The sequence below is a fragment of the Streptomyces sp. NPDC002845 genome, from assembly GCF_053591955.1.
Map to the genome: position 1 here is coordinate 1 of NZ_JBSFUU010000122.1, position 20,186 is coordinate 20,186.

At 67.9% G+C, this 20,186-nt stretch carries 18 protein-coding genes; 11 read left to right on the forward strand and 7 right to left on the reverse strand.

Going from position 1 to position 20,186, the window contains the following annotated elements; translation table 11 throughout:
• Window positions 1-260 precede the first annotated feature (260 nt).
• A complete protein-coding gene (locus tag ACWD3C_RS44680; protein ID WP_451153892.1) occupies window positions 261-1,754 on the reverse strand; it encodes an O-antigen ligase family protein in 1,494 nt (497 codons plus the stop codon).
• 214 nt (window positions 1,755-1,968) lie between these two features.
• Between ACWD3C_RS44680 and ACWD3C_RS44685 the strand changes: the two genes are divergently transcribed.
• From ACWD3C_RS44685 to ACWD3C_RS44720, 8 genes are all read left to right on the forward strand, one after another.
• On the forward strand, window positions 1,969-2,151 hold the full coding sequence (locus ACWD3C_RS44685; RefSeq protein WP_451153894.1) for a hypothetical protein: 183 nt from the start codon (window positions 1,969-1,971) through the stop codon (window positions 2,149-2,151).
• 74 nt (window positions 2,152-2,225) lie between these two features.
• A complete protein-coding gene (locus ACWD3C_RS44690; protein ID WP_451153896.1) occupies window positions 2,226-3,308 on the forward strand; it encodes a glycosyltransferase in 1,083 nt (360 codons plus the stop codon).
• A gap of 748 nt (window positions 3,309-4,056) precedes the next feature.
• On the forward strand, window positions 4,057-4,566 hold the full coding sequence (locus ACWD3C_RS44695; protein ID WP_451153898.1) for an N-acetyltransferase family protein: 510 nt from the start codon (window positions 4,057-4,059) through the stop codon (window positions 4,564-4,566).
• Window positions 4,566-5,234 carry a PIG-L deacetylase family protein gene (locus ACWD3C_RS44700; protein ID WP_451153900.1) on the forward strand — a complete coding sequence of 223 codons (669 nt, stop codon included), beginning with the start codon at window positions 4,566-4,568 and terminating at the stop codon, window positions 5,232-5,234. The genes ACWD3C_RS44695 and ACWD3C_RS44700 overlap by 1 nt, the downstream gene beginning before the upstream one ends.
• Entirely contained in the window at window positions 5,231-5,929 is a 699-nt protein-coding gene (locus tag ACWD3C_RS44705; RefSeq protein ID WP_451153902.1) for a WbqC family protein, read from the forward strand. The genes ACWD3C_RS44700 and ACWD3C_RS44705 overlap by 4 nt, the downstream gene beginning before the upstream one ends.
• Before the next feature lie 53 nt (window positions 5,930-5,982).
• Window positions 5,983-7,089 (forward strand): glycosyltransferase, encoded by a 1,107-nt coding sequence (locus ACWD3C_RS44710; RefSeq protein WP_451153904.1) that lies wholly within the window; start codon window positions 5,983-5,985, stop codon window positions 7,087-7,089.
• A 179-nt stretch (window positions 7,090-7,268) separates the two neighbouring features.
• On the forward strand, window positions 7,269-8,012 hold the full coding sequence (locus tag ACWD3C_RS44715; protein WP_451153906.1) for a class I SAM-dependent methyltransferase: 744 nt from the start codon (window positions 7,269-7,271) through the stop codon (window positions 8,010-8,012).
• Window positions 8,013-9,218, forward strand: coding sequence for a glycosyltransferase family 4 protein (locus ACWD3C_RS44720; RefSeq protein ID WP_451153908.1), 1,206 nt, complete (start codon window positions 8,013-8,015; stop codon window positions 9,216-9,218).
• Between the two features lie 92 nt (window positions 9,219-9,310).
• Here ACWD3C_RS44720 and ACWD3C_RS44725 read toward each other — a convergent pair whose 3' ends face one another.
• The 4 genes from ACWD3C_RS44725 to ACWD3C_RS44740 form a co-directional block, all read right to left on the reverse strand.
• A complete protein-coding gene (locus tag ACWD3C_RS44725; RefSeq protein ID WP_451153909.1) occupies window positions 9,311-10,051 on the reverse strand; it encodes an FkbM family methyltransferase in 741 nt (246 codons plus the stop codon).
• Between the two features lie 19 nt (window positions 10,052-10,070).
• A complete protein-coding gene (locus ACWD3C_RS44730) occupies window positions 10,071-11,072 on the reverse strand; it encodes an NAD-dependent epimerase/dehydratase family protein (RefSeq protein ID WP_451153911.1) in 1,002 nt (333 codons plus the stop codon).
• A 205-nt stretch (window positions 11,073-11,277) separates the two neighbouring features.
• A complete protein-coding gene (locus ACWD3C_RS44735) occupies window positions 11,278-12,159 on the reverse strand; it encodes an FkbM family methyltransferase (protein ID WP_451153913.1) in 882 nt (293 codons plus the stop codon).
• Window positions 12,160-12,183: 24 nt separating this feature from the next.
• Window positions 12,184-13,266, reverse strand: coding sequence for a glycosyltransferase family 4 protein (locus tag ACWD3C_RS44740; protein ID WP_451153915.1), 1,083 nt, complete (start codon window positions 13,264-13,266; stop codon window positions 12,184-12,186).
• Between the two features lie 445 nt (window positions 13,267-13,711).
• On the opposite strand from ACWD3C_RS44740, the gene ACWD3C_RS44745 reads away from it, so the two are divergent.
• Complete coding sequence (locus ACWD3C_RS44745) at window positions 13,712-14,866, forward strand: glycosyltransferase (RefSeq protein WP_451153917.1); 1,155 nt, start codon at window positions 13,712-13,714, stop codon at window positions 14,864-14,866.
• Entirely contained in the window at window positions 14,863-15,822 is a 960-nt protein-coding gene (locus ACWD3C_RS44750) for an NAD-dependent epimerase/dehydratase family protein (RefSeq protein ID WP_451153919.1), read from the forward strand. The genes ACWD3C_RS44745 and ACWD3C_RS44750 overlap by 4 nt, the downstream gene beginning before the upstream one ends.
• Window positions 15,823-16,093: 271 nt before the next feature.
• On the opposite strand, the gene ACWD3C_RS44755 is transcribed toward ACWD3C_RS44750, so the two are convergent.
• Entirely contained in the window at window positions 16,094-17,236 is a 1,143-nt protein-coding gene (locus ACWD3C_RS44755) for an MraY family glycosyltransferase (protein ID WP_451153921.1), read from the reverse strand.
• A 32-nt stretch (window positions 17,237-17,268) separates the two neighbouring features.
• Complete coding sequence (locus ACWD3C_RS44760) at window positions 17,269-18,348, reverse strand: NAD-dependent epimerase/dehydratase family protein (protein ID WP_451153925.1); 1,080 nt, start codon at window positions 18,346-18,348, stop codon at window positions 17,269-17,271.
• Window positions 18,349-18,600: 252 nt separating this feature from the next.
• Here ACWD3C_RS44760 and ACWD3C_RS44765 point away from each other — a divergent pair, with 252 nt between their 5' ends.
• Window positions 18,601-19,881: a nucleotide sugar dehydrogenase gene (locus ACWD3C_RS44765; RefSeq protein ID WP_451153923.1), complete on the forward strand. Its 1,281-nt coding sequence runs from the start codon at window positions 18,601-18,603 to the stop codon at window positions 19,879-19,881.
• The last annotated feature ends 305 nt before the right edge of the window (window positions 19,882-20,186 follow it).

The following is a 20,186-nucleotide window of genomic DNA, read 5'->3' on the forward strand; positions in this document are numbered from 1 at the left end:
GCCGCACACCGAGCGCGGCAACCGGGTGAACAACTGCACACACGGGGTCAAAAGTCACCGACCCCAAAGGGGTCCAGGTTCAGAGACCGCCGACAACCCCGCGCAGCCCGCCACCCGGGTGCCGCGCGCGCTCGAGCCAGGAGAGCCAGCGTCCAGAGCCCGCTGCTCCCGGCCGGCTACGCGAGTGCACAGGCGTAGCCGTTGGGACGGAGCACTCGGGACCGCTCCATGGCTCCGGCCGGGATCCCGGCCGGAGCCACTCACCTATGGGCGGTCATTTCTCGCACGGCGCCGACGTCTGCGGGTGGCTTCTCGTGCCTGCTGGTACCGGCCACAGCAGTCGCTTGTCGTGGCATCTCGCGGGCTCCCGTCACGACGGCGCCGTGTCCCGCTGACCGGGCCGGACCGAGTCCCATGCCCGCGTAAGTGAAGAACAGCACCGTCAGCATCGATCCTGCATACAGCGTCATCTCCACCAGCGACATGGCGAGCACTCCTACGGTGAACAGCAGGGGGGCTGCGCGATGGAGGGTCAGACGCCGGAGGAGCTCGCCCAGGAACAGCATCAGCATCAGGACGGCCGGGAGTCCTGCCGAGGCGAATACGTTGACGAGCAAGTTGTAGGGCTGGATCTGGTCCGCTGCGCCCGACGCTGAGATTCGGAGATGCTCCACGGACGACACGTACCCCCACCCGGCCCCGAAGACGGGGTCCTCCAGGCCGGCACGGATTCCGTTGACTACGCTCACCACCCGGAGATCTCCGCTGGCCGGGTTGAGGCCGAACCACCGTGTGACCAGGTCAACGGCCTTCAGCCCCAGCAGCCCAAAGGCGAGGAAGACAGCGGTGAGCCGCACGAGTGACACCTTCTTCTGCGCCCAGACGGCGAGCACCACAACGGTGGCGAACCACACACTGCGCGTCTGTGTCAGAAAGATCCCGAACAGAAGCACCGCGCCGACGGCCCAACGGCCGGTGAACCGCATCTCGGATGTCAGCAGGGGACACAGCGCGGCCAGCAGGAGCACACCCATCTGGGCCGGGTCTCCGATGTCCAGCCCGACGAGCCGCGTCTGGCCCTGAAGCACTCCACCAACGATGTTGACCAGGGCATAGCCCAGGACGACGCGGTAGATCTGTCCACGGTCGGTCTCGCGATTCGACAGCAGGGCGAACACCGCGCAGTAGACGGTGATCCGCAGCAACGGTGTGATGGCCGTGCCTGCGCCCACCGTGGCCAGGAACGACCAGGCCAGGAACAGCCCGAGCCACACCTTGACGTGGCGATGGGCGGCCTTCTGCTCTGTGCGCCGCTGGACGAGACAGCGCAACAGGTGGCTGAGCAACAGGACATCGCTGATGAGCAGCGGCCCGACCAGCGGCTGCTGCAGGGCGGGGACGCCCAGTCCGTGGCCCAGCACGATGGCGCCGGCCAACAGGAGAGCTGGCGGGAGCGTGAGTGTTGCAAGCCCGCAGAGAGCCATCAGTGCCGCCGAGAACAGCCATACCGGACCGACGGAGTGAGGGCTGGTCGCCATCGCACCACCCGGGGTGGACTCCGCGAGAACTGAGCCGGAACCATCAGTCACGGCCTCGAGCACGACGATCAGCAATGCGCAGACCGCAACAGCACCGGTCGCGATCAGTACGGCTTCTCGGGACAGGGGCCGCATCCGCATGATCCCTCCGCGGTATAAGGACGGCCTCATGCGGCGTCCTTGGTCAGCTACTGGGCCAGTGTGACCGCGCAGCACACGCGAACGGGCCCGGCGCGCGGAACTCTCTCTCGGCGTACGCCGTTGGGGTACACCACTTCGTGGGGCGTGGCTCGTCGGCACCACCGACGGATGCGATCGTGCGACGCTGAGGCTGGCGCCGCGGTCTCACGGCCTGGCCGGCCCCACATCGTCGCCCTTGCCTGCAGCCTGCGTATCTTCGCCAGCAGGCATTTCTCGGGAGGAAGACGTGATGTTCTGTAGCAACCAGATGCTCGGACGTGACCTGTTCGCGGGGGCCCCTCCCGAGGGGATCGAGCCGACGACCGGCGGGCACCGCCTCTCGACCCTCATGCCGCAGTCCTTGTACCGGCACAAGTCGGAGATGCGCGGCAGAGCGTCCGCGGTAGCGCGGCCGGAGACGGTACTGGCGTGAGGGTCACTCGCCGACGGACGGCGCGTCGCGCAGAGTACACGCACGATCCGACGACCACGGCGCGAATCTGCGAAGTGATCAAGACTCTCGACCCCGGTGGCGCCGAGGTGCTGCTGGTCGAGCGCCTCCGCCGGGCACGGCGGGCCGGGTTGGAGTACACCGTGGTCTTCATGCAAGCGGCGACCGACGAATTGTGCGATGCTCTCCGGTCCGCCGGGGTGAAGGTCGTCGACCTGCGCGACTGCCCGCGATGGCTCCGCTATGCCAGGTTGATCGGGGTGGTCAGGCGCCTCGCACCCGACGTGATCAACGTGCACTCGCCCTCGCCCGCAGCTGCGCTGCGCCCCTTCGTCCACCTCATGCGGCCCCGGCCCTTGCTGATCTCGACGGTCCACCAGGAGCGCTACAACTCACTGGCCATGTTGCTGAACCGTCCCACCCGCTGTCTCGATGACCTCGTGGTGGCGGTCTCTCCGCAGGTCGCCAGAGCGCGAAGCGTGCGGGGTGCCCGCCGCGTCTGCACGCATGTCCACGGCATCGACGTCGGCATGCAGCGCCACTGGGCCGAGCATGCCGACCAGGTACGGCAGGAATTCAGGATTCCTCTGAACGCCTTCGTGCTCACGTGTGTGGCCAATATGAGACCTATCAAGAACCATCTATTACTTATCGACGCGGCGTCACGGGTACTCGCCCGCCGTCCTGACGCGCTCTTCGTACTCGCCGGGGACGGCCCCCTGCGGGGGCAGGTCCTGGCCGAGATCGACCGGAGGGGACTGCGCGACCGGGTCCGCTTCCTGGGTAGGGTGCCACAGGCCAATCGCCTGGTGGCAGCTTCGGACGTGCTGCTTCTGTCCTCGCACAGCGAGGGTCTGCCGGTCGTGGTCATGGAGGCGCTCGCGGCCGGTGTACCGGTGGTCGCCACTGCGGTCGGCGGCATTCCCGAACTGATCGACGACAACCGCAATGGGATCCTCACCAGACCGGGCTCGCCGGACGCCCTCGCGGAGGGCATCCTGCGGGCCATGCGCCCCGAGGTCCATCGAGTCCTCGCCGCCGGGGCACGCGCAGATGCCGCGAAGGTGGACGTGGCGGGTACCGCCGACTGGTTCGACGAACTCTACGCGACCATGACGGCCGAGGCGCGTCAAGGCTGATCCCGCTCACGTCAGCACGCTCCTCGACCTCATCTACGGCTCCCCGTACACGTTTCTGTCGACAGCCGCGACCGTGTTGTCGGCGGGCGCCACGCTGCCGGCACGGTGGCCCGGAGCAAAGTGCTGCCGTCGGCCCTGGGGTTCCGGGCGTGCGGCTGTCCTTCCTGACCGCCGAGGCAATCTGCCGGCTCGGAATCCTCGTCGGCGTCACTCAGGTCTGGGCCGACGCTGTGCGCCTGGCGCAGGCTTCAGCGTGGGGCTCCCTGTGCCTGACGGCTCCGAGTTCAGCCGGTTGGCTTGTCATCCTGTGGGTTCTCGTCATGTTGATGCCACGCACCCGCGACTCGTCCGGGCCGAGCCCCATGCCCGCGTAGGTGAAGAACAAAAGCGTCGGCATGGATCCGGCGTACAGGGTCATCTCTGTCAGCGGGATGACGACCACGCCGAGAGCGAAGAGCAAAGGAACTCCGTGCCGTGCGGCCAGGCGCCGGAGGAGCTCCGAGACAGAGTCCACATCCGCAGGCTCCCTCCGAGGTCTGGAGGACGGCCTGGTGCCTGCGTCCCGTCGGCCCGGTCGCCGTGCCCAGTGTGGCTGCGGCGCAAAGGCCGACTGTTCCGGCACGCGGGGCGCCGTGCCGGAGATACGCCATCGGGGTGCACCAAATCGTGCGGCGCGGCTCGTCGGCACCGTCGCCGAGGACCGCCGTGCGACGCTCAGGTGATCGCCGACTGAACAGGGGTCCCCGGGATGCACGGCACAAATGACAGGGCCGCCGTCTGTCGGACCAGCCAGCAATTGCACTGCCTGGGCGAAGTGATGGACGAACTGCTGAGCCCGCTCACCGAACTGGAGCGGCGCGTACACCAGAAGAGCAACTATTACGACGATGAACCGTGGCAGGCCGAGAACTTCGCCCGGGAGCTTCCCGGAAAGCAGGAGTTGAGCCTCGTGGCCACCGTCTCCGGACGGCCGGTTGGTTTTGTGATCGCCTCCCGGAAGCCCGACGGAACGCACATTCATCGCGTGGCCACCGACCCGGGCCACCGGTGCACCGGCATCGCCTCCCGGCTGCTCTCCCGCGTCCTCGCGCAGGCGCCCGGCACCGTCACCCTCGTGTGCGACCCGCGCAACAAGCCGGCACTCGCTCTCTACACACGCGCGGGATTTCACATCACCGGCACCACGCCGGACGGCAAGTTGTCCCTCGCAACCGGCACCGCTCCCCTGCAGCGGGTGTTCTCGGAGAGGAAGACGTGATGTTCTGCAGCAACCCGATGTTCGAGCGCAGCCTTTTCGTGGGGGCCCATCTCGACGACATTGAGCTGGCGGCCGGCGGCACCGCGGCACGGCTGGTCCATGCGGGAGCGCAGGTGCGCTTCCTGGTGATGAGCACCTCCGAGTACACCAACTACGACGGCAGTCACTTCCGCGACGCGGACGTGGCGGTGGCCGAGGGCCGGGAGGCCGCGGCGACGCTCGGGGTGAAGGAGATCGACATCCTCCGGTTCCCCGCCAAGGACGTGGAGAACCACTCGACCGTCGTGGAGTCGATCAACGAGGTCGTCGACGACTTCCGCCCGACGATGATCTTCACCCACTGGCCGTTCGACACCCACCGGTCCCACGCCAATACGGCGCTCGCCACCATTGCGGCTGGCAGGTACTACAACTCCGTCGTGATGTACGAGCCCATCACGCCTTCCGGGCGCAGCTATGTCGGTTTCCGCCCGCAGCTGTACATCAGCATCGACGACACCATCGAGCAGAAACTCCAGGCTCTGCGTCAGCACAAGTCCGAGTACGAGAAATACGGCGAACAGTGGATCGAAGGCGTCGAGGCACGATCACGCTACCGCGGTTACGAGATGCGTGCCCGCTACGGCGAGACATTCGAGGTTTCGCGGCTGGAAGGCCTGCTGGCATGAGGATCACGATCCATCAGCCCGAGCATCTGCCGTGGCTCGGCCTGCTGGCCAAGGTCGCCGCGTCGCAGCTGTGGGTCGTCCTCGACTCCGTGCCGTACCGGAAGAATTACTTCCAGAACCGCAATCGTGTCCTCCTCGACGGGCAGCCCGCATGGGTGACCGTCCCGGTGACCGCCCCGTTCGGCACCCCGATCCGTGACGTACGGATCTGCGAGGTGCCCTTCTGGCGGCGGCGCTACCGCGGACGCCTGGCGCAGGCGGTGGCCGGAACACCGGGTGCCGGTCGGGTCGACCACCTGCTGTCGTTGATCGACTCCGTGGCACCGGGCAGTTCCCTCGCCAACCTCAACCTCGACGTCGCGGACTGGCTACTGGCGCAATTCGACGTCAAAGTGCCGAGGATCCGCTCCTCCGAACTCGGCGCATCGGGATGCAAGGGAGAACTGATCATCAAGCTGTGCCGGGCGGTGGGGGCCGACGAGTACCTCGCGGGACCCTCCGGACGTGACTACCTGGACCTGGACGCGTTCGCCGAGCACGGGATCACTGTGCGCTTCTTCGACTTCGATCATCCGACATATGCCCAGGGCGACGACGCCTTCGTGCCCTGCCTCTCGGCCGTCGACGCCTGGGCTCGCCTCGCCCCCGAGGAACTGCCGCCTCTGCTGTCCAGTTACCGGCTCGGTGCCTCGTGACCGCCGCGTCCGCCCGCGCGTCCGCAGCGACGCCACACCACCGGCTCACAGTGGTGACCATCTCAGGTGCCCGGCAGGCGAACGTCGACGACTCCGCGGACTTCCGCACCTGGGCAGCGCTGTCCGACCGCGTCGGCCACGCCCGGTGCATCTGGGCGGGCCCTCACCTGGAATGCCGCCGAGGCTCGATGCATGTCCTCAGGCGGCCGCGCCGCACGGGCCCACGCTCGCTGATCTGGGCGGCCGGGTCGGTGCGCATCGGTGTGCGCGTGGCGCGCGCCGCCACACGCAGCGGCGAGACCGTCGTACTCAACGGCGCCGAACCATGGGGATGGCTCTCCGCCTGGCTCGTGGCGCGCCTGGTCCGCCGCCCATGGCTGATGGACATCCACGGCGACTACCTCGCCCTGCCGGTGGCTTCGCTGGGCCGTTGGCGCCGAGCGGTTCTCCGGCGGGCCGTCGTCTCATTCGCCCGTCGTGCCAGTGCCCGCAGGGTGGTCGCCCAGTCGATGTTCGACGCACTGGACCGGCGCGGCATCCCATCCGTCCTGGTCCCGCCGCGGCTGCTGCCGATCTGGGAGAAACCGCTGATGCGTGCCCGGCCGCCGCTGGCTACCCCCTCCCCGCAGCTCCTGACAGTCGGCCGACTCGTGTCGTCGAAGGGCTACGACCTGCTGCTGACAGCACTGGCCGAGCTCGTCCGGACCCTGCCCGCCGCCCGACTGCGCATTGTGGGCGATGGGCCGTTGCGGACCCGGCTCGCCAACGAGGCCGCGCGGCTCGGACTCTCCCGTCATGTGGAGTTCCTCGGGGCGCGCGGTGTCGATGAGGTTCGCTCGGAGCTCTCCCGCGCCGACATCTTCGTCATCTCCTCGCGGGACGAAGGTCTGCCCAGGACCCTCCTGGAGGCGACCGCTGCGGGTGTGCCCGTCGTCGCCACCACGGTCGGCGGGATTCCAGCAGCCGCGGCGGGCTGGCCCAGCGTGTTGCTGGTGACGCCCGATCCGGGAGCGATCGCCGCCGGTGTACGCCAGGTCCTGGCATCACCGCCCAGCGCGGCTCAACTGGCGTCCGTCCGCCGCCAAGTGCTGGCTTCCTACGGCTTCGACACCAATCTCGACGCACTGGCAGCCCTCTTCCGGACTGTCAGCACACGGTGATCGCTCCAGCATTCCGTGTTGCACACGGTATGCCCCATAAGAAGCGATAAGTTGTGAAATGCAGTAACCAACGAACGGAAACCGAGGAGGTCACCGTGGGCCGAGCGTCGACGGTCCGTCGATGGGTCAGGCACTCCGGGGTGGGGCCTGTCGCGTCGGTGGTGGGTGGGTATCTCGCCATGCACACACTGGGAACCGGCATCCGGCGGTACACACCGCCGGCCGTCATGGACTTCACCCGCTCCGGCGGAGCGCTCGCCACATCCGCGGCGGCGTTCCTCGAGAACCTTGGCTGGCAGACATCCGAAGTCGAGCAGGTACTCGGCGAGTATCGAGAGGTCTCCGAACGCCTGGTCGACCGCTATGCCGAGATTGAACTGTTCTATCCCCAGACCCACGGTGTGGAGGCTGAGACCAGCGCCGTCCTGTACGGACTCAGCCGACTGCTGAAGCCGCAGTCCGTCGTGGAGACCGGTGTGGCCGACGGCCGCTCCTCGTGGCTCATCCTCGCCGCGCTGGAGCGCAACGGCCATGGATTGCTGCACAGCTTCGACATCAACCGTACCGCCGGCCGACTGGTGGGTGAACACCCGCAGTGGCGGCTGGAGATCCTCGACCGCGAAGAGCCCGAGGCGTCGCTCGACCAGGCCCTGCAACGCATCGGACGGATCGATCTGTTCTTCCACGACAGCGATCACCTGTACCTGCCCCAACTGTTCGAGTACAGGCAGGCATGGCCCAGGATGACCGAGGGTGGCGTTTTCGCCAGCGACGACGTGAACTGCAGCAGGGCATTCCTGGACTTCTGCCAGGAGCACGGCCAGCGCCCCAACTTCCTGTTCGACTCCAGGAAGATCACTGGGGCGGTACGCCTGCCCGGCGTCTCCCAGCGGTGCGGCCAACAAGACCAGCGGGTGGGCTAGATGGGCAGCGCGTTGCGCGGCGGAACACCCAGCACACCGGTGTCCACAGGGCTGGAGGTCCGCCCGCGCCTGGTGTATGTCGTTCCCCACCTGGCTGAGGACGAGTCGGAACACTTCGCACACATTCCGGCGCTGCTCGCCGCGCTGGGGAAACGGGTCGATGTCGCGGCGGCCGTCGAGCGGGGCCGCCCGCCGGCGCGGCTGGTCGGTGTGCGGCTCCTGCTGCGCGTTCCCGGCCGGAGCCGAGTCGGACGTGTGCTGGGCACGGCGCTCACCATCCACCGATGCGCCCGCGCCGGTTACCGGACCTACTTTCTGCGCTACTCCACCCTGTTCGTGATCGTCCTCGTCCTCACCCGTCCGCTGTACCGCCACCGCGTCCTGCTGTGGCGGAGCGGGCTCCCCGATGTACGGGCGCCGGAGCAGCGCAGGACACCGCGGCTCGTGGCCCATGAGTTCGTCAACCGGGTTACGGCACGGCTGGTGCACTGCCTGGTCACCGGTCCGGAGACCATGGTCCCCATCATGGCGCGGCTCTGGGGAGTGCCATGGCGCAGGATGCGACTGCTCTACAACGACGTCGACGCCGAACGGTTCGCTCCCCTCGGCACCCAGGCACGGCGGGAGGCCCGGACGAGGTTCGGGTGGGCCGACGACGAGTTCGTCCTGCTCTTCGTCCACCGGTTGTCGTACCGCAAGGGAGCCCGTCTCCTCGCGCCCCTGCTCGAGGCGGTCCTCCGCTCCACCGATGCCGGTCCGGCCTCCGGTCCGCGCGTCCGGCTCGTCGTCGCCGGAGACGGCCCGGAGCGGCCCCGCCTGGAGCGGGAGGCGGCCACCCCGGTGCTCAACGGGCGCATGCGGTTGCTGGGCGCGGTGCCCAACCGCGACCTCCCCGAGTTGTACGGTGCAGCCGACTGCGTCGTCATGCCGAGCTATGAGGAGGGGTTCCCACGGGTGCTGCTGGAGGCAATGGCCTCGGGCACACCCGTTGTGACGACGGACGCGGGCGGGTCCGCCGACGTGGTGGGAGCCGACTACCCGTATGTGGCGAAGGTAGGGGATCTCGACACCATGGTCGCTCACGTGCGGTCCGTGGCGTCCGCTCCCTACGCCGACCGACGCGCGTGGGGGCAGCGTCTGCGGCGCCGCGCGCAGACAGAGTTCTCCCCCGAGCGCGTGGCCGCCATGCTTCACGCGATGTTGTGACGGACGCTGCCCGGTGGATCCGGCCGCCTGCTACGGGGAAGGCGGCAAGGTAAGGGGTCCGCCGGGCAGCGCCCGGCGGACCGGATGACGGATCAGCTGCTGGTGCGCATGCGCGCCTGCGCACCGAGGTGCCGCGCCGCCAGCGAGTAGACGGGCTTCGGCAGCGCGGCTTTCGCCACCCGGCTCGCCCAGAGGTAAGGGGGCCGGTGCACTCCGATACGGTAACGCAGCATGCCCCTGACAGCGGGCGACCGCGGGCCGACCAGGGACAGCCACTCCCGCACGGCGGCGCTTCCGGCGGGATCGGCCAGCGACTCGGGAGTGACGAACTGCTGACGGTGCTGCCGCAGCCGCTGTTCCACGGTCGCCCGCCGGTGGGCCTGGCTCGGGATCTTCCGTACGTCGAAGTCGACGTAGATGCTCCGGACCCTGCCGATCACGCCACTGTCCAGCATGTCCTCGAGCACATCGCACTCACTGCCTTCGCAGTTGAGCTTCAGATAGATCTCGTCCTCCTCGGACGTGTTCGCCAGCAGCCACTCCGTGGCCCGCAGGAGGGCGATGCTCTCCGTCTCGACGCGCTCTCCGGGCTGGCCTTTGTCGGCATACACGCTCGCGCCCAGCAGACCGGCCCCGAAGAGCGTGGCCTGCCCCGACCGGCTGGACAGCCCGGCCGGCACGACATGTACCCGGGGGTCACGGAAGCCCCGGAGAATGCGCTGGCAGGGCGGCGCGGGCTCGAATGAATAGATCTTGTCGAACCCCCACCGGGGGTCGAGGGCGACATCCAGGGCTTCGCCGTAGTGTCCCCCGACATCGAGGAAGATGCGCATGCTTCCCGCTCTCTCGCCACTACGCGGTTACGGTCGCCGGGGAGTCGGCCGTCGGCATGGCCGGGGTACGGGCGGACAGCCAGTTCCAGTGGTGCTCGATGCCCTCGGTCAGCGTGACCGAAGGCCGGTAGCCGAGCAGCGTCCGAGCCTTCGTCAGATCGGCTTCGGTGACCTGCACATCTCCCGGCTGGTGCGCGTCATCGCGCACCGGGACCTCCGCCCCGGCGATCTCGGCGACCCGGCGCAGCACGTCAAGCACCGAGACGCTGTCGCCGCCACCGACGTTGACCGCCTCCGCGGTCGCCCCCACGGTCGCCGCGGCGACTGTGGCGGCGACGGCGTCCTCGACGAAGGTGAAGTCCCTGCGCTGGTGGCCGTCCCCGTACAGGCGCAGCGGCTCTCCGGTGAGCACAGCGCGCAGCATGCGCCCGATGGCCATGTCCGGCCGCTGCCGCGGGCCGTACACCGTGAAGTAGCGAAGTGCGACCACGCTGATGGGGCTGTCCGGCGCCAGTGCGTAGGCGAGGGCGAGACGTTCGGCGGCGAGTTTGGTGACCCCGTAGGGCGACCGGGGAGCGGTAGCTCCATCCTCACGCAGGGGCCCCGTGCAGTCGCCGTACACGCTGGAGGAGGAGGCGAGGACCAGGCGCTGGACGCCGAGGGAGACACAGGTGTTCAGCAAACGCTGTGTCGCCAGCACGTTGCATGCCAGATACTCGCCGAAGGTGTCTCCCCACGACGGCCGGACACCCGGTACGGCGGCGAGATGGAAGACGGTGTCCGCACCGTCCACCCAGGGCTTGAGCTCGTCCGTGACCAGATCCCCCTGCACCAGCCGGAATCCCGGATGGCCCAGCACACCGCCGAGGTTCTCCGCCGCCAGGGTGTTGTCTCTGGGTGAACGCCGATCGACACCGAGCACGGTGACCCCCTGTCGCAGCAGGGACTCCACGAGGTGTGAGCCGATGAAACCCGCTGCTCCCGTCACGACGACGTGTTCCACACGTCGAGCTGTACTCATGGAGGACTTCCTTTCGTCGCATGCCCCTGCCGCACCGCGCAGTCACGGGGCATCACCAGTGAGCAATCAGCCCATTTTGATCCTTTGCGTGATATTTGACCGTTTTGGACACGCGTGGGAGGGCTCTAATGGTGGCAATCCACCGGTGGCCCGGCTCCGGCGCATCCGGGCGGACGGGTGATGACGGTCGTGGATCCCCGCCCCGTCAGGCCTCACCTCTGAGCCGTGCCTGCACCATCTGCCGGTATCGGCGGTGCACGGCGAGAACGTCGGGGCCCTCGGAGGGCGATTCCGGTGCCGGCACGAGTCGGTTGCGGGCCGGGTCGTAGAGCACCACGTCGTATCCGTGGTCCTCCAGCCACTGACGGACCTCACGCGAGGAGGAACCGAAGCGGTGGAGGAACTTGTCGACGAGTTCGAGCATCCACACCGCCGGCTCGCCACGGGCGATCAGTTGGGAAGCGCCGCTGAGCGCGAGGTGCTCCGTGCCCTCGACATCGAGCTTTCCCATGGCGTAGGCGTGTTCGGGGAGGACGTCGTCGAGCCGGCCGAGCCCGACCTGCACGCCGACCCCCGGAGGGTCCGCCTCTGTCCGGACGCGGGAGCCGGATCCGTTGACGATGAAGCGGACGCTGCCCGGCCCGGCTCCGATGGCCATCTCATGGACCGTCACCCAGCCCAGGGAGTTGGCACAGACGTTGTGCCGCAGTCGCTGCACATACGTGGGCACTGCCTCGAACGCGTGCACCGCCCCGCTCGGCCCCACGAGTTGGGCCGCGAGCAGGCTGAACATGCCTTCGTTGGCACCGCCGTCGATGAAGCCGTCTCCCGGACGGAGATACCGTTTCATGAACGTCATCTCCTCGTAGTCCGGAAGCCCGCCGAAATAGAGGAAGCGGCCCGGCTGCGTACTGTCGCGGTAGGCGCGGAAAGACATGCCGCCGTACACGGACAGGTCCCGCGGCCGCCGGACCAGTCGCTTCCATGCCTGCCACCCCGCCATGGAAGCGAGGGCCCGGGCCCGGCGCCCTCGGTTGGCCGGATGCTCCCAGGCCATCTGCACCATGCCATGGATGGTCGTCGGCATTCCTCTGCTCCTGTTCAGCGTGAATCATGTGGGGGAGTGCTGCTGCCGCAGCTCAACGCGGTACCAGTTCTCGACACGCTCTGCGACCCGCGGCCAGTCCAGCGCCGAACCGGCAACCACCCCGAGCGCGCTCATCTTCCGACGGGCCGGTTCGTCGTCCAGCACGGCGCCCAGTACACGTACGAGATCGGCTTTCGACCCGGACTGGAAGACCCTCCATGCTTCGCGGTCGGTGACCACCGGATCAAGCGAGGCGTCCGACGACACCACGACGGGGGCGCCGAGGGCGAGTGCCTCCAGGGCTGCCGTCGGTACGCCTTCACCCTTGTCCGGAAGACGGCGCGAGGCGAGGACAAATGCCTCCGCCCTCCGCACAAGCCCGTAGACTTCCGGCCGGGAAAGCGGACCGGCCAGCTCCACTCCCGGCCGGACCTCAGCCATCCCGGCCAGCCGGTCCCGCTCCGGGCCGTCCCCGGCGATGACCAGGCGCAACCTCGGCCGAGTGCGGGTCAGTTCGTCGAACGCCTCGATGAGCAGAGCGTGGTTCTTCATCCGATTCAGTGCGCCGACACTGACGATCAGGCCATGCTCACGGGGCACGGCGCCGACCTCGGCCGGAGACGGCATGGCGGACAGCTCCAGGCCACTCGACATGGTGAGGACACGCCGTTCGTTCACGCCACGAGCGACGAGGTCCGCCGCTGTGGCCGACCCGAGGGCGACGAACGCCCTCACGTCCCTGAAGGCACGTCGTGCCAGGCGACGATGACGGTGGGTCAGGGCGGCATGGACGGTCAGAAACAGCGGCACGCCGAGGCGTCGGCACACAGGGCCGAGCACAAGGGCTTCGACATGGTCACCGTGCAGATGCACCAGATCCACCCCGTGCGAACACGGATCGTTACAGAGGCGCCAGAGGGCGACAGCGGCTTCGGCCGCGAATGCCAGCCGGTCCGACGCGTGCGCCAGCGGCCGCGACAGGGCGCCGCCCCGCAGCGGCAGCCGCGCGGCACCCCGCGGGACCGCCGATCCGTGGCGGAACACCATGGTCACGTGGTGCCCGTGAGCGACCTGCTCGCGCGTCAGGCACTCGACATGGCGTTCCATTCCACCCGGCATGGGAGGAACTCGGTAGCTCACCCGGACGATGCGCATCACGGTACCGCTCCATCCAGCACATGAATCGGACTCACCGCAGCTTGGTGTCCCTCCCCGCCCCGGGACGGCCGCCCCGCCGTTGTTCACCGGAAGAGACCAGAGCCAGGGCCGCGACGAACATCCTTCCTGGCGCACCCGCGGCTCACACGATGCCCCTCCTCGAACCAGAGCCCCGCCCGCCTCCGCGCTCCACCGAGCCCGAGCTGATCGGTCATCAGACACACCCGGCCGGTCCGGGCGACCGCCGAACCGCGTCTCCGACCTTGCTTCTTTCAATGACACATAGGGCATGCTTAACATTCTGCTCTAGTTGGTCATGTCGTGATTTAGTGTATTCCCCATGTCGATCACAGGCGGTCACCCCGGGAACCTAAGCCACCCGCGCATCAGGGTGATGAGAGTCATCGCCCGAATGAACGTCGGCGGCCCCGCCCTCCAGGTCTCCGCACTGATGCGGAAGCTCGACCCCGAACGCTTCGACCACCGCCTGTTCGCCGGATCGGTGGGACCGGACGAGGCGGACTACATCGATCACTGCGCCCCGGACGTTCCGGTCACTCGCATCCCGGCTCTCGGCCGAGCGGTACGCCCCACCGACGATCTCCGGGCGCTCGCAGCCCTCACCACAGCCATGCGCCGGTTCAGACCCCACATCGTGCACACGCACACCGCCAAGGCCGGTGCGCTGGGGCGGGTGGCGGCGGCGATGGCCCGAGTGCCCGCGCGTGTGCACACCTTCCACGGGCACCTGCTGCACGGGTACTTCTCCCCTGCCAAGACCCGCCTGGTGGTGGAGACCGAGCGTCGGCTGGCACGCCGCTGCGACCGTCTGCTGGCCGTGGGAGCACGTGTCCGCGACGACCTCCTGGCCGCCGGCATCGGCCGTTCCGAGCAGTACGTCGTCGTCCCGCCCGGAACGGCCCTCCCGGCACCGCCGGGACGCACCGAGGCACGCAAGCGCCTGGAACTACCCGAACAGTGTCCCGTGGTCGCCTACGTCGGGCGCGTGACCCGGATCAAGCGGCCCGACCGGTTCCTGGAGGTTGCCCGCGAGGTGCGCCGCGCAGTACCCGACGCCGTCTTCCTGGTGTGCGGGGAGGGCGAACAGCAACCCGCTCTCGCCTCGGTGAGCGACCTCGGATCCGCCCTGCATCTGCTGGGCTGGCGGTCCGACGTGGAGACCGTGTACGCCGCGGCGGACGTGGTGGTGCTCACCTCGGACAACGAGGGGATGCCACTCAGTCTGATCGAAGCCGGGCTGGCGGGCGTGCCGGTGGTCGCCACGAACGTGGGCAGCGTCGCAGAGGTCGTACAGGACGGAGAGACAGGATTCCTGACCTCCACCAGCCCCGCCCAGCTGTCCCGGCACACCGTGCGGCTGCTGCGCGACGAGCAGTTGCGCTCGCGGATGGGGGACCGTGCGGCCGCCTGGACGGCCCAGCGGTTCGGGACGCAGCGCCTCGTGACCGACATCCAGGACGTTTACGCATCCATCGCGGTCGCCCACGGGTGGTGGCCGGCATCCCTACGGAAAGGTGACCAGCGTTGAACATCGTCGTTACCGGAGGCGCCGGTTTCATCGGAGCGAACCTGTGCCGGGAACTCCTCTCGCGACCCGACATCGGCGGCGTCGTCGCGCTCGACGACCTGAGCACCGGTTCGGCGGCCAATCTCGTCGGCACAGGTGTGGAACTGATCGAGGGAAGCATTCTGGACCAGCGTCTCCTCGATGCTGTGGTCAGCCGCGCGGATGCCGTCGTCCACCTGGCCGCGCGTCCCTCCGTGCCGCGCTCCCTCGCGGATCCCTATGCCAGCCACGATGTCAACGCGACCGGAACCGTACAGGTACTGGAATCCTGCCGGGCCCGAGGCGTCCATGTGGTCGCCGCCTCGTCATCCTCCGTGTACGGGTCCGTCCCCGACCTGCCCAAGCACGAATGCCTGCCGACCCGTCCGCTGAGTCCGTACGCGGCGAGCAAGCTGGCGACCGAGGCGTACGTACTCGCCTACGGGTCTGCCTTTCAACTGCCGACGCTCGCGTTGCGCTTCTTCAATGTGTACGGCCCGCTGCAGCCCGCCGGCCACGCCTATGCCGCGGTGGTTCCCGCCTTCGTCGATGCGATGATGCGTCGGGTACCGCTGCGGGTCTTCGGTGACGGCCGGCAGACCCGCGACTTCACCTACGTGGGAACGGTGGCCCGGGTTCTGGCCGACGCCGTCCTGCGCCGCGTCACCTCCAGCAGCCCGGTGAACCTGGCCTTCGGCACGCGGGTGTCGGTCCTCGACCTCGCCTACCGGCTGGCGTCCGTCCTGGAGGCTCCCCTGGAGATCGTGCACGAACCCGCACGGCCGGGGGACGTGCGGGACTCGCAAGCGGCCGACCGTCTGCTGCGCGAACTGTTCCCTGCCATCTCGCCGGTGCCGCTCGACGAGGGCCTGGCCGAGACGGTGCGCTGGTTCCAGGATTTGCCGCAGTACGCCGCACCTGCCGCCCAAGTCACCTGAAGCCGGTGGTGCCGCCTGCCAGGGCCATCGTGCACCTACCGCAGTTGAACTGCCGTTGACCGGGGAGGCCTGCGCGGTGGTCTGTCCTCTATGGCCCTGGGCCGTGAACCCCAACCGGGCGCCGTGAAGAAGGTGATGGGGCGCTGGCGCCCCCGTGAGCATTTCAAGGCCCGCGAAGGAAAGCGCTGCCCGGTGTCGACCACCGGGCAGCGCTCAGGGAACGCTCATGGGTGTGGGCCGCCGAAAACAGGTGTCGACCGCGTCAGGGACATCACGGCTGCCTGGTCGGCTGGGACGGCATCGTGGTTCCCTGCGCGTTCCAGGCGTTTGACGAGGCCTTCTGGTGACCCACGGTGTGTCGGCGGCTGCCCCACCTGCCTCGGACGGCCATGTGCTGGTCCTTCCCGGCCTGCCTCCCCGCCGGGAGGGCGGCGGGTGCAACCGGCCCCGAGGCTGACGGGATGCCGAGCAACCACGCCACGGCCGCCACACCGACCACGGCGGCAGCCAGGAGCAGGACGCCCGGCGGCAGGACACTCTGTGCGAGGAGCACGCCGGAGAAACCGCCGAGTGCCGCGAACACCCCCAATACCATGACGGCCTGTCGCACCGTCAGTCCCATCCTCCGCAGCCGGTGGGACGCATGGTCCTGTCCTCCCTGCAGCAACGGCCTCGCCTCACGGTAACGGGACAGCATGACAAGTGCGGTGTCCACGGTCGCCACCAACGTCATGGCCAGCAGCCCGGCAGGCGCGGACAAGCCGATGGCGTTCTTGTGCAGCACCACTGCCGCGGATGCCAGGGTGAAGCCGATGAAGAGGGACCCCGAGTCGCCGAGGAAGATGCGTGCCGGGTGCCAGTTGTGGAAGAGGAAGCCCAGGCAGGCACCGGTGAGAGCCGCCAGAACCACCGCCACCCCGGCCAGTCCGCTCCACCACGCGCCCCAGCACAGGAATCCGCCGACGACGGCACACAGCGACGAAGCCGCTCCGTCCATGTTGTCCAGCAGATTGAATGCGTTGGTGATGAAAACGATCCATACGACGGCGAGCACGGCGTCGACCAGGCCGCCGAAGACCGTCGGATGTCCCGCGACGAGCACAACGCCCGAAGCCGCCGCCGTCTCCACGCACAGTCGCAGCGCCGGGCCCAGCGGGCGCAGGTCGTCGATGAGCCCCAACACCGCCATGATCGCGGCACCCCCGAGCAGTACCGCGAGGCCTGGATACCCGAAACCGCCGGCGAATGCCGCGCCGGCTCCCGCAGTGAGCGTGACGACGGCGACCGCGATCCCGCCGAGGTACGGAGTCGGCCGGTCATGACCCTTGCGGCCGTTGGGCCGGTCGGTGATGCCGTGACGCAGGGCGAAACGCCGCAGCGGTTCCGTCAGCAGCACACTGAGCAACAGGGCCACGCAACCGACCGTCACCGTCGTCGGCAGAGGGCTCAGGGCTGACACGGGCCCGCCAGTGCGGTTCCGACGATGCTCGCGGTGGCCGCGGGAAGACGCTCCCCCCTGACTCCGGGCAGGCCCATCGACGTCATGCGGCTCATCTCGCCGCGCGCATCCGCGATGGCGTCGGTGATGACATCGGTGAGGTCGTGCTGAGGCTGCCATCCCGTCAGCTCGCGAAGTCTCGTGGTGTCCGGGACTCTGCGTTTCATGTCCTCGAAGCCCACTCCATATGCCTCGGCGTACGGCATGTATTTCACCGAGGAGGTGCTTCCCGCCTGGGCGATGACACGCTCGGCGAGCTCGCGGACGCTGATCTCTTCGGAGGAACCGACATTGAATGTGGCGCCTTCTGCCTCTGGATGCGCCAGGAGGCGGAGCAGCGCCTCGACCGCGTCCGCGACATGGAGAAAACAGCGCCTTTGCTGACCGGCCGCGTGAACGGTGAGAGGTTCTCCGTGCACAGCCTGCCGGGCAAATCGCGGGATGACCATCCCGTATGCCGGGCTCTGGCGAGGTCCGACGGTGTTGAAGAACCGGACGATGGTCGACCTCAGTCCCCACTCGCGGCGGTAGAGACCTGTGAGGATCTCGTCGACCGCCTTGGCCGTGCTGTACGACCATCGGACCACCGAAGGACTGCCCAGGATTCGGTCGGAGGTTTCGCTGAGCGGTCCCGAGGAGTTCTTGCCGTAGATCTCCGAGGTGCTGGCCACCAGAACTTTGAGCGAGTGACGCTGAGCCGACTCCAGGACCGTCTCGGTTCCCCTGATGTTGGTAATGAATGATTTCAGCGGTTGCTCGACGATGAGCTTTACCCCGACGGCGGCGGCCAGATGGACCACGGTTTCACACTCGCGCGCCAACTCGTCGACCAGGAGTTCGTCCAGTACGGAACCGTGGACGAAACGGAAGCACGGATGCTCCTGCGCCCGGCGAAGGTTGGACATTCGCCCGGTGGCCAGGTTGTCGAGAACCACCACTTCCTTTCCTTGAGCCAACAGTGCGTCCACGAGGTGCGAGCCGATGAAACCGGCCCCACCGGTGACCAAGTACTTCGAGCAAGTATCCATGCAGGCCACTCCGGTTCGGTGGGTGAGTGTCGGGCAACTCTCACAGAGCTCGATCGTCGGGCCGAGCCCAACACTCACCTATGTGTGAAGTGGCGGAAATTGAAACATCGCCACGCCCATAAGCTACTCCGACCGGACCGTCTGGTACTCAATTGGAGTGATGCCGGGGAGACATAGGGGAGCAATGTCAGCACCACGCGTCGTATGTGCCTCAATTGGCCGGAGACGTCGACTGTCCGAGAGGCCACGGTGATGATGGCACACAACCCGCACGAGCAACAGAAACTGATTGTCGTCGGCCAGGGATATGTGGGACTGCCCCTCGCTGTGCGAGCAGTGGAGGCCGGTTTCTGCGTCGTCGGCGTGGATACCGACGAACTACGCGTGAAGCGCCTGGGCTCAGGCGATTCCTACATCGAAGGTGTCGATGGCGCACGCCTGGTGGCCGCGCTGGACAGCGGTCGCTACGAGGCCACCACCGACTACGACCGGATCGCCGACTTCGACGTGTGTGTGATCACCGTGCCCACCCCGCTGCGTGACGGTGTGCCCGATCTGAGCTTCGTGGAGAGCGCGGGTCGGAGCATCGCTCCGCACATCACGGACGGCGCCACGATCGTCCTGGAGTCCACCACGTACCCGGGAACCACCGAATACCTGCTGCGGCCGCTGCTGGAGGAGGGCAGCGCGAAGAAGGCAGGCGTGGACTTCCATCTCGGATACAGCCCCGAGCGTATCGACCCCGGCAATCCCGACTGGCACCTCGAGAACACACCGAAGGTGACCTCCGGCATCGACTCGGCTTCTCTGCGCAGTATCGAGCGTTTCTACGCGCGCATCGTGGAACGGACCGTGCCGGTCAGCTCGTGCCGTACCGCCGAACTGACAAAGCTGCTGGAGAACACGTTCCGGCACGTCAACATCGCCATGGTCAACGAGATGGCGATAATCTCACGGGAGTTGGGGGCCGACATCTGGGAAGCCATCGAAGCCGCGGCTACCAAACCGTTCGGCTTCATGCCCTTCACGCCCGGCCCCGGCGTGGGCGGGCACTGCCTGCCAGTCGACCCCTCGTATCTGTCCTGGCAGGTCAAACGGCTGCTGCGGCAGGATGTCCGGTTCATCTCACTTGCCAACGAGACGAACGACCAGATGCCCGCCTACGTCACCTCGCGTATCACCCGGGGACTGAACGAACGCGCCAAGTCGGTCAAGGGGTCACGGGTTCTGCAACTCGGCCTGGCTTACAAGAAGAACACGGGAGACATCCGTGAGTCGCCGGCCATCATGCTCGCCCAGGCGCTGTGCAAGCTCGGCGCCCACGTTCTTGCGGTAGAGCCGCACACGGAGTCCTATCTGCTGCCCCCCGACATCACGTGCGTGGAGCTGACCGAGGCGGAGATCCGGGCGGCGGACGTGGTTGTCGTAGCCACCGACCACGACGCCTTTGACTACGCCTTGGTCGAAAGGGCGGCGTCATACGTACTCGACACCCGAAATCGCTGCCGGGGGAAGCAAGTCGAGGTCCTGTGAACGGCCGCGGCGCCGCGGAGGGCGACGGTCCGTCGATAACCGGCCAACCGCCCTAGGGCCTGTGTTGAGTTGCCCCGCGGCGTCGCGGCGCTCCTTCTTCCACGGGGCAACTCAATACAGGCCCTAATGCCGCATACGCGGCGGCTGGCCAGGGATCAAGATCGCTGGGTCAAGGCAGCTTCTGGGAGCGAAGCGCAGGTGGCTGCCGCTGTCACTGAGGTTGAACTCGCAGTGGCGGGCCGGTAGATCATCCGGCGCCCATGAGTAATCCGGTCTCGGTGAGGCAGCCGTCGATCAGCTCTGCC

Coding starts and splice junctions, on each gene's coding strand:
- ACWD3C_RS44685 (WP_451153894.1), top strand. CDS start 1,969: ATGTTCTGTAGCAACCAGATGCTCGGACGTGACCTGTTCGCGGGGGCC.
- ACWD3C_RS44695 (WP_451153898.1), top strand. CDS start 4,057: ATGCACGGCACAAATGACAGGGCCGCCGTCTGTCGGACCAGCCAGCAA.
- ACWD3C_RS44700 (WP_451153900.1), top strand. CDS start 4,566: ATGTTCTGCAGCAACCCGATGTTCGAGCGCAGCCTTTTCGTGGGGGCC.
- ACWD3C_RS44705 (WP_451153902.1), top strand. CDS start 5,231: ATGAGGATCACGATCCATCAGCCCGAGCATCTGCCGTGGCTCGGCCTG.
- ACWD3C_RS44715 (WP_451153906.1), top strand. CDS start 7,269: ATGCACACACTGGGAACCGGCATCCGGCGGTACACACCGCCGGCCGTC.
- ACWD3C_RS44720 (WP_451153908.1), top strand. CDS start 8,013: ATGGGCAGCGCGTTGCGCGGCGGAACACCCAGCACACCGGTGTCCACA.
- ACWD3C_RS44725 (WP_451153909.1), bottom strand. CDS start 10,051: ATGCGCATCTTCCTCGATGTCGGGGGACACTACGGCGAAGCCCTGGAT.
- ACWD3C_RS44730 (WP_451153911.1), bottom strand. CDS start 11,072: ATGAGTACAGCTCGACGTGTGGAACACGTCGTCGTGACGGGAGCAGCG.
- ACWD3C_RS44735 (WP_451153913.1), bottom strand. CDS start 12,159: ATGCCGACGACCATCCATGGCATGGTGCAGATGGCCTGGGAGCATCCG.
- ACWD3C_RS44740 (WP_451153915.1), bottom strand. CDS start 13,266: ATGGAACGCCATGTCGAGTGCCTGACGCGCGAGCAGGTCGCTCACGGG.
- ACWD3C_RS44745 (WP_451153917.1), top strand. CDS start 13,712: ATGAGAGTCATCGCCCGAATGAACGTCGGCGGCCCCGCCCTCCAGGTC.
- ACWD3C_RS44760 (WP_451153925.1), bottom strand. CDS start 18,348: ATGGATACTTGCTCGAAGTACTTGGTCACCGGTGGGGCCGGTTTCATC.
- ACWD3C_RS44765 (WP_451153923.1), top strand. CDS start 18,601: ATGATGGCACACAACCCGCACGAGCAACAGAAACTGATTGTCGTCGGC.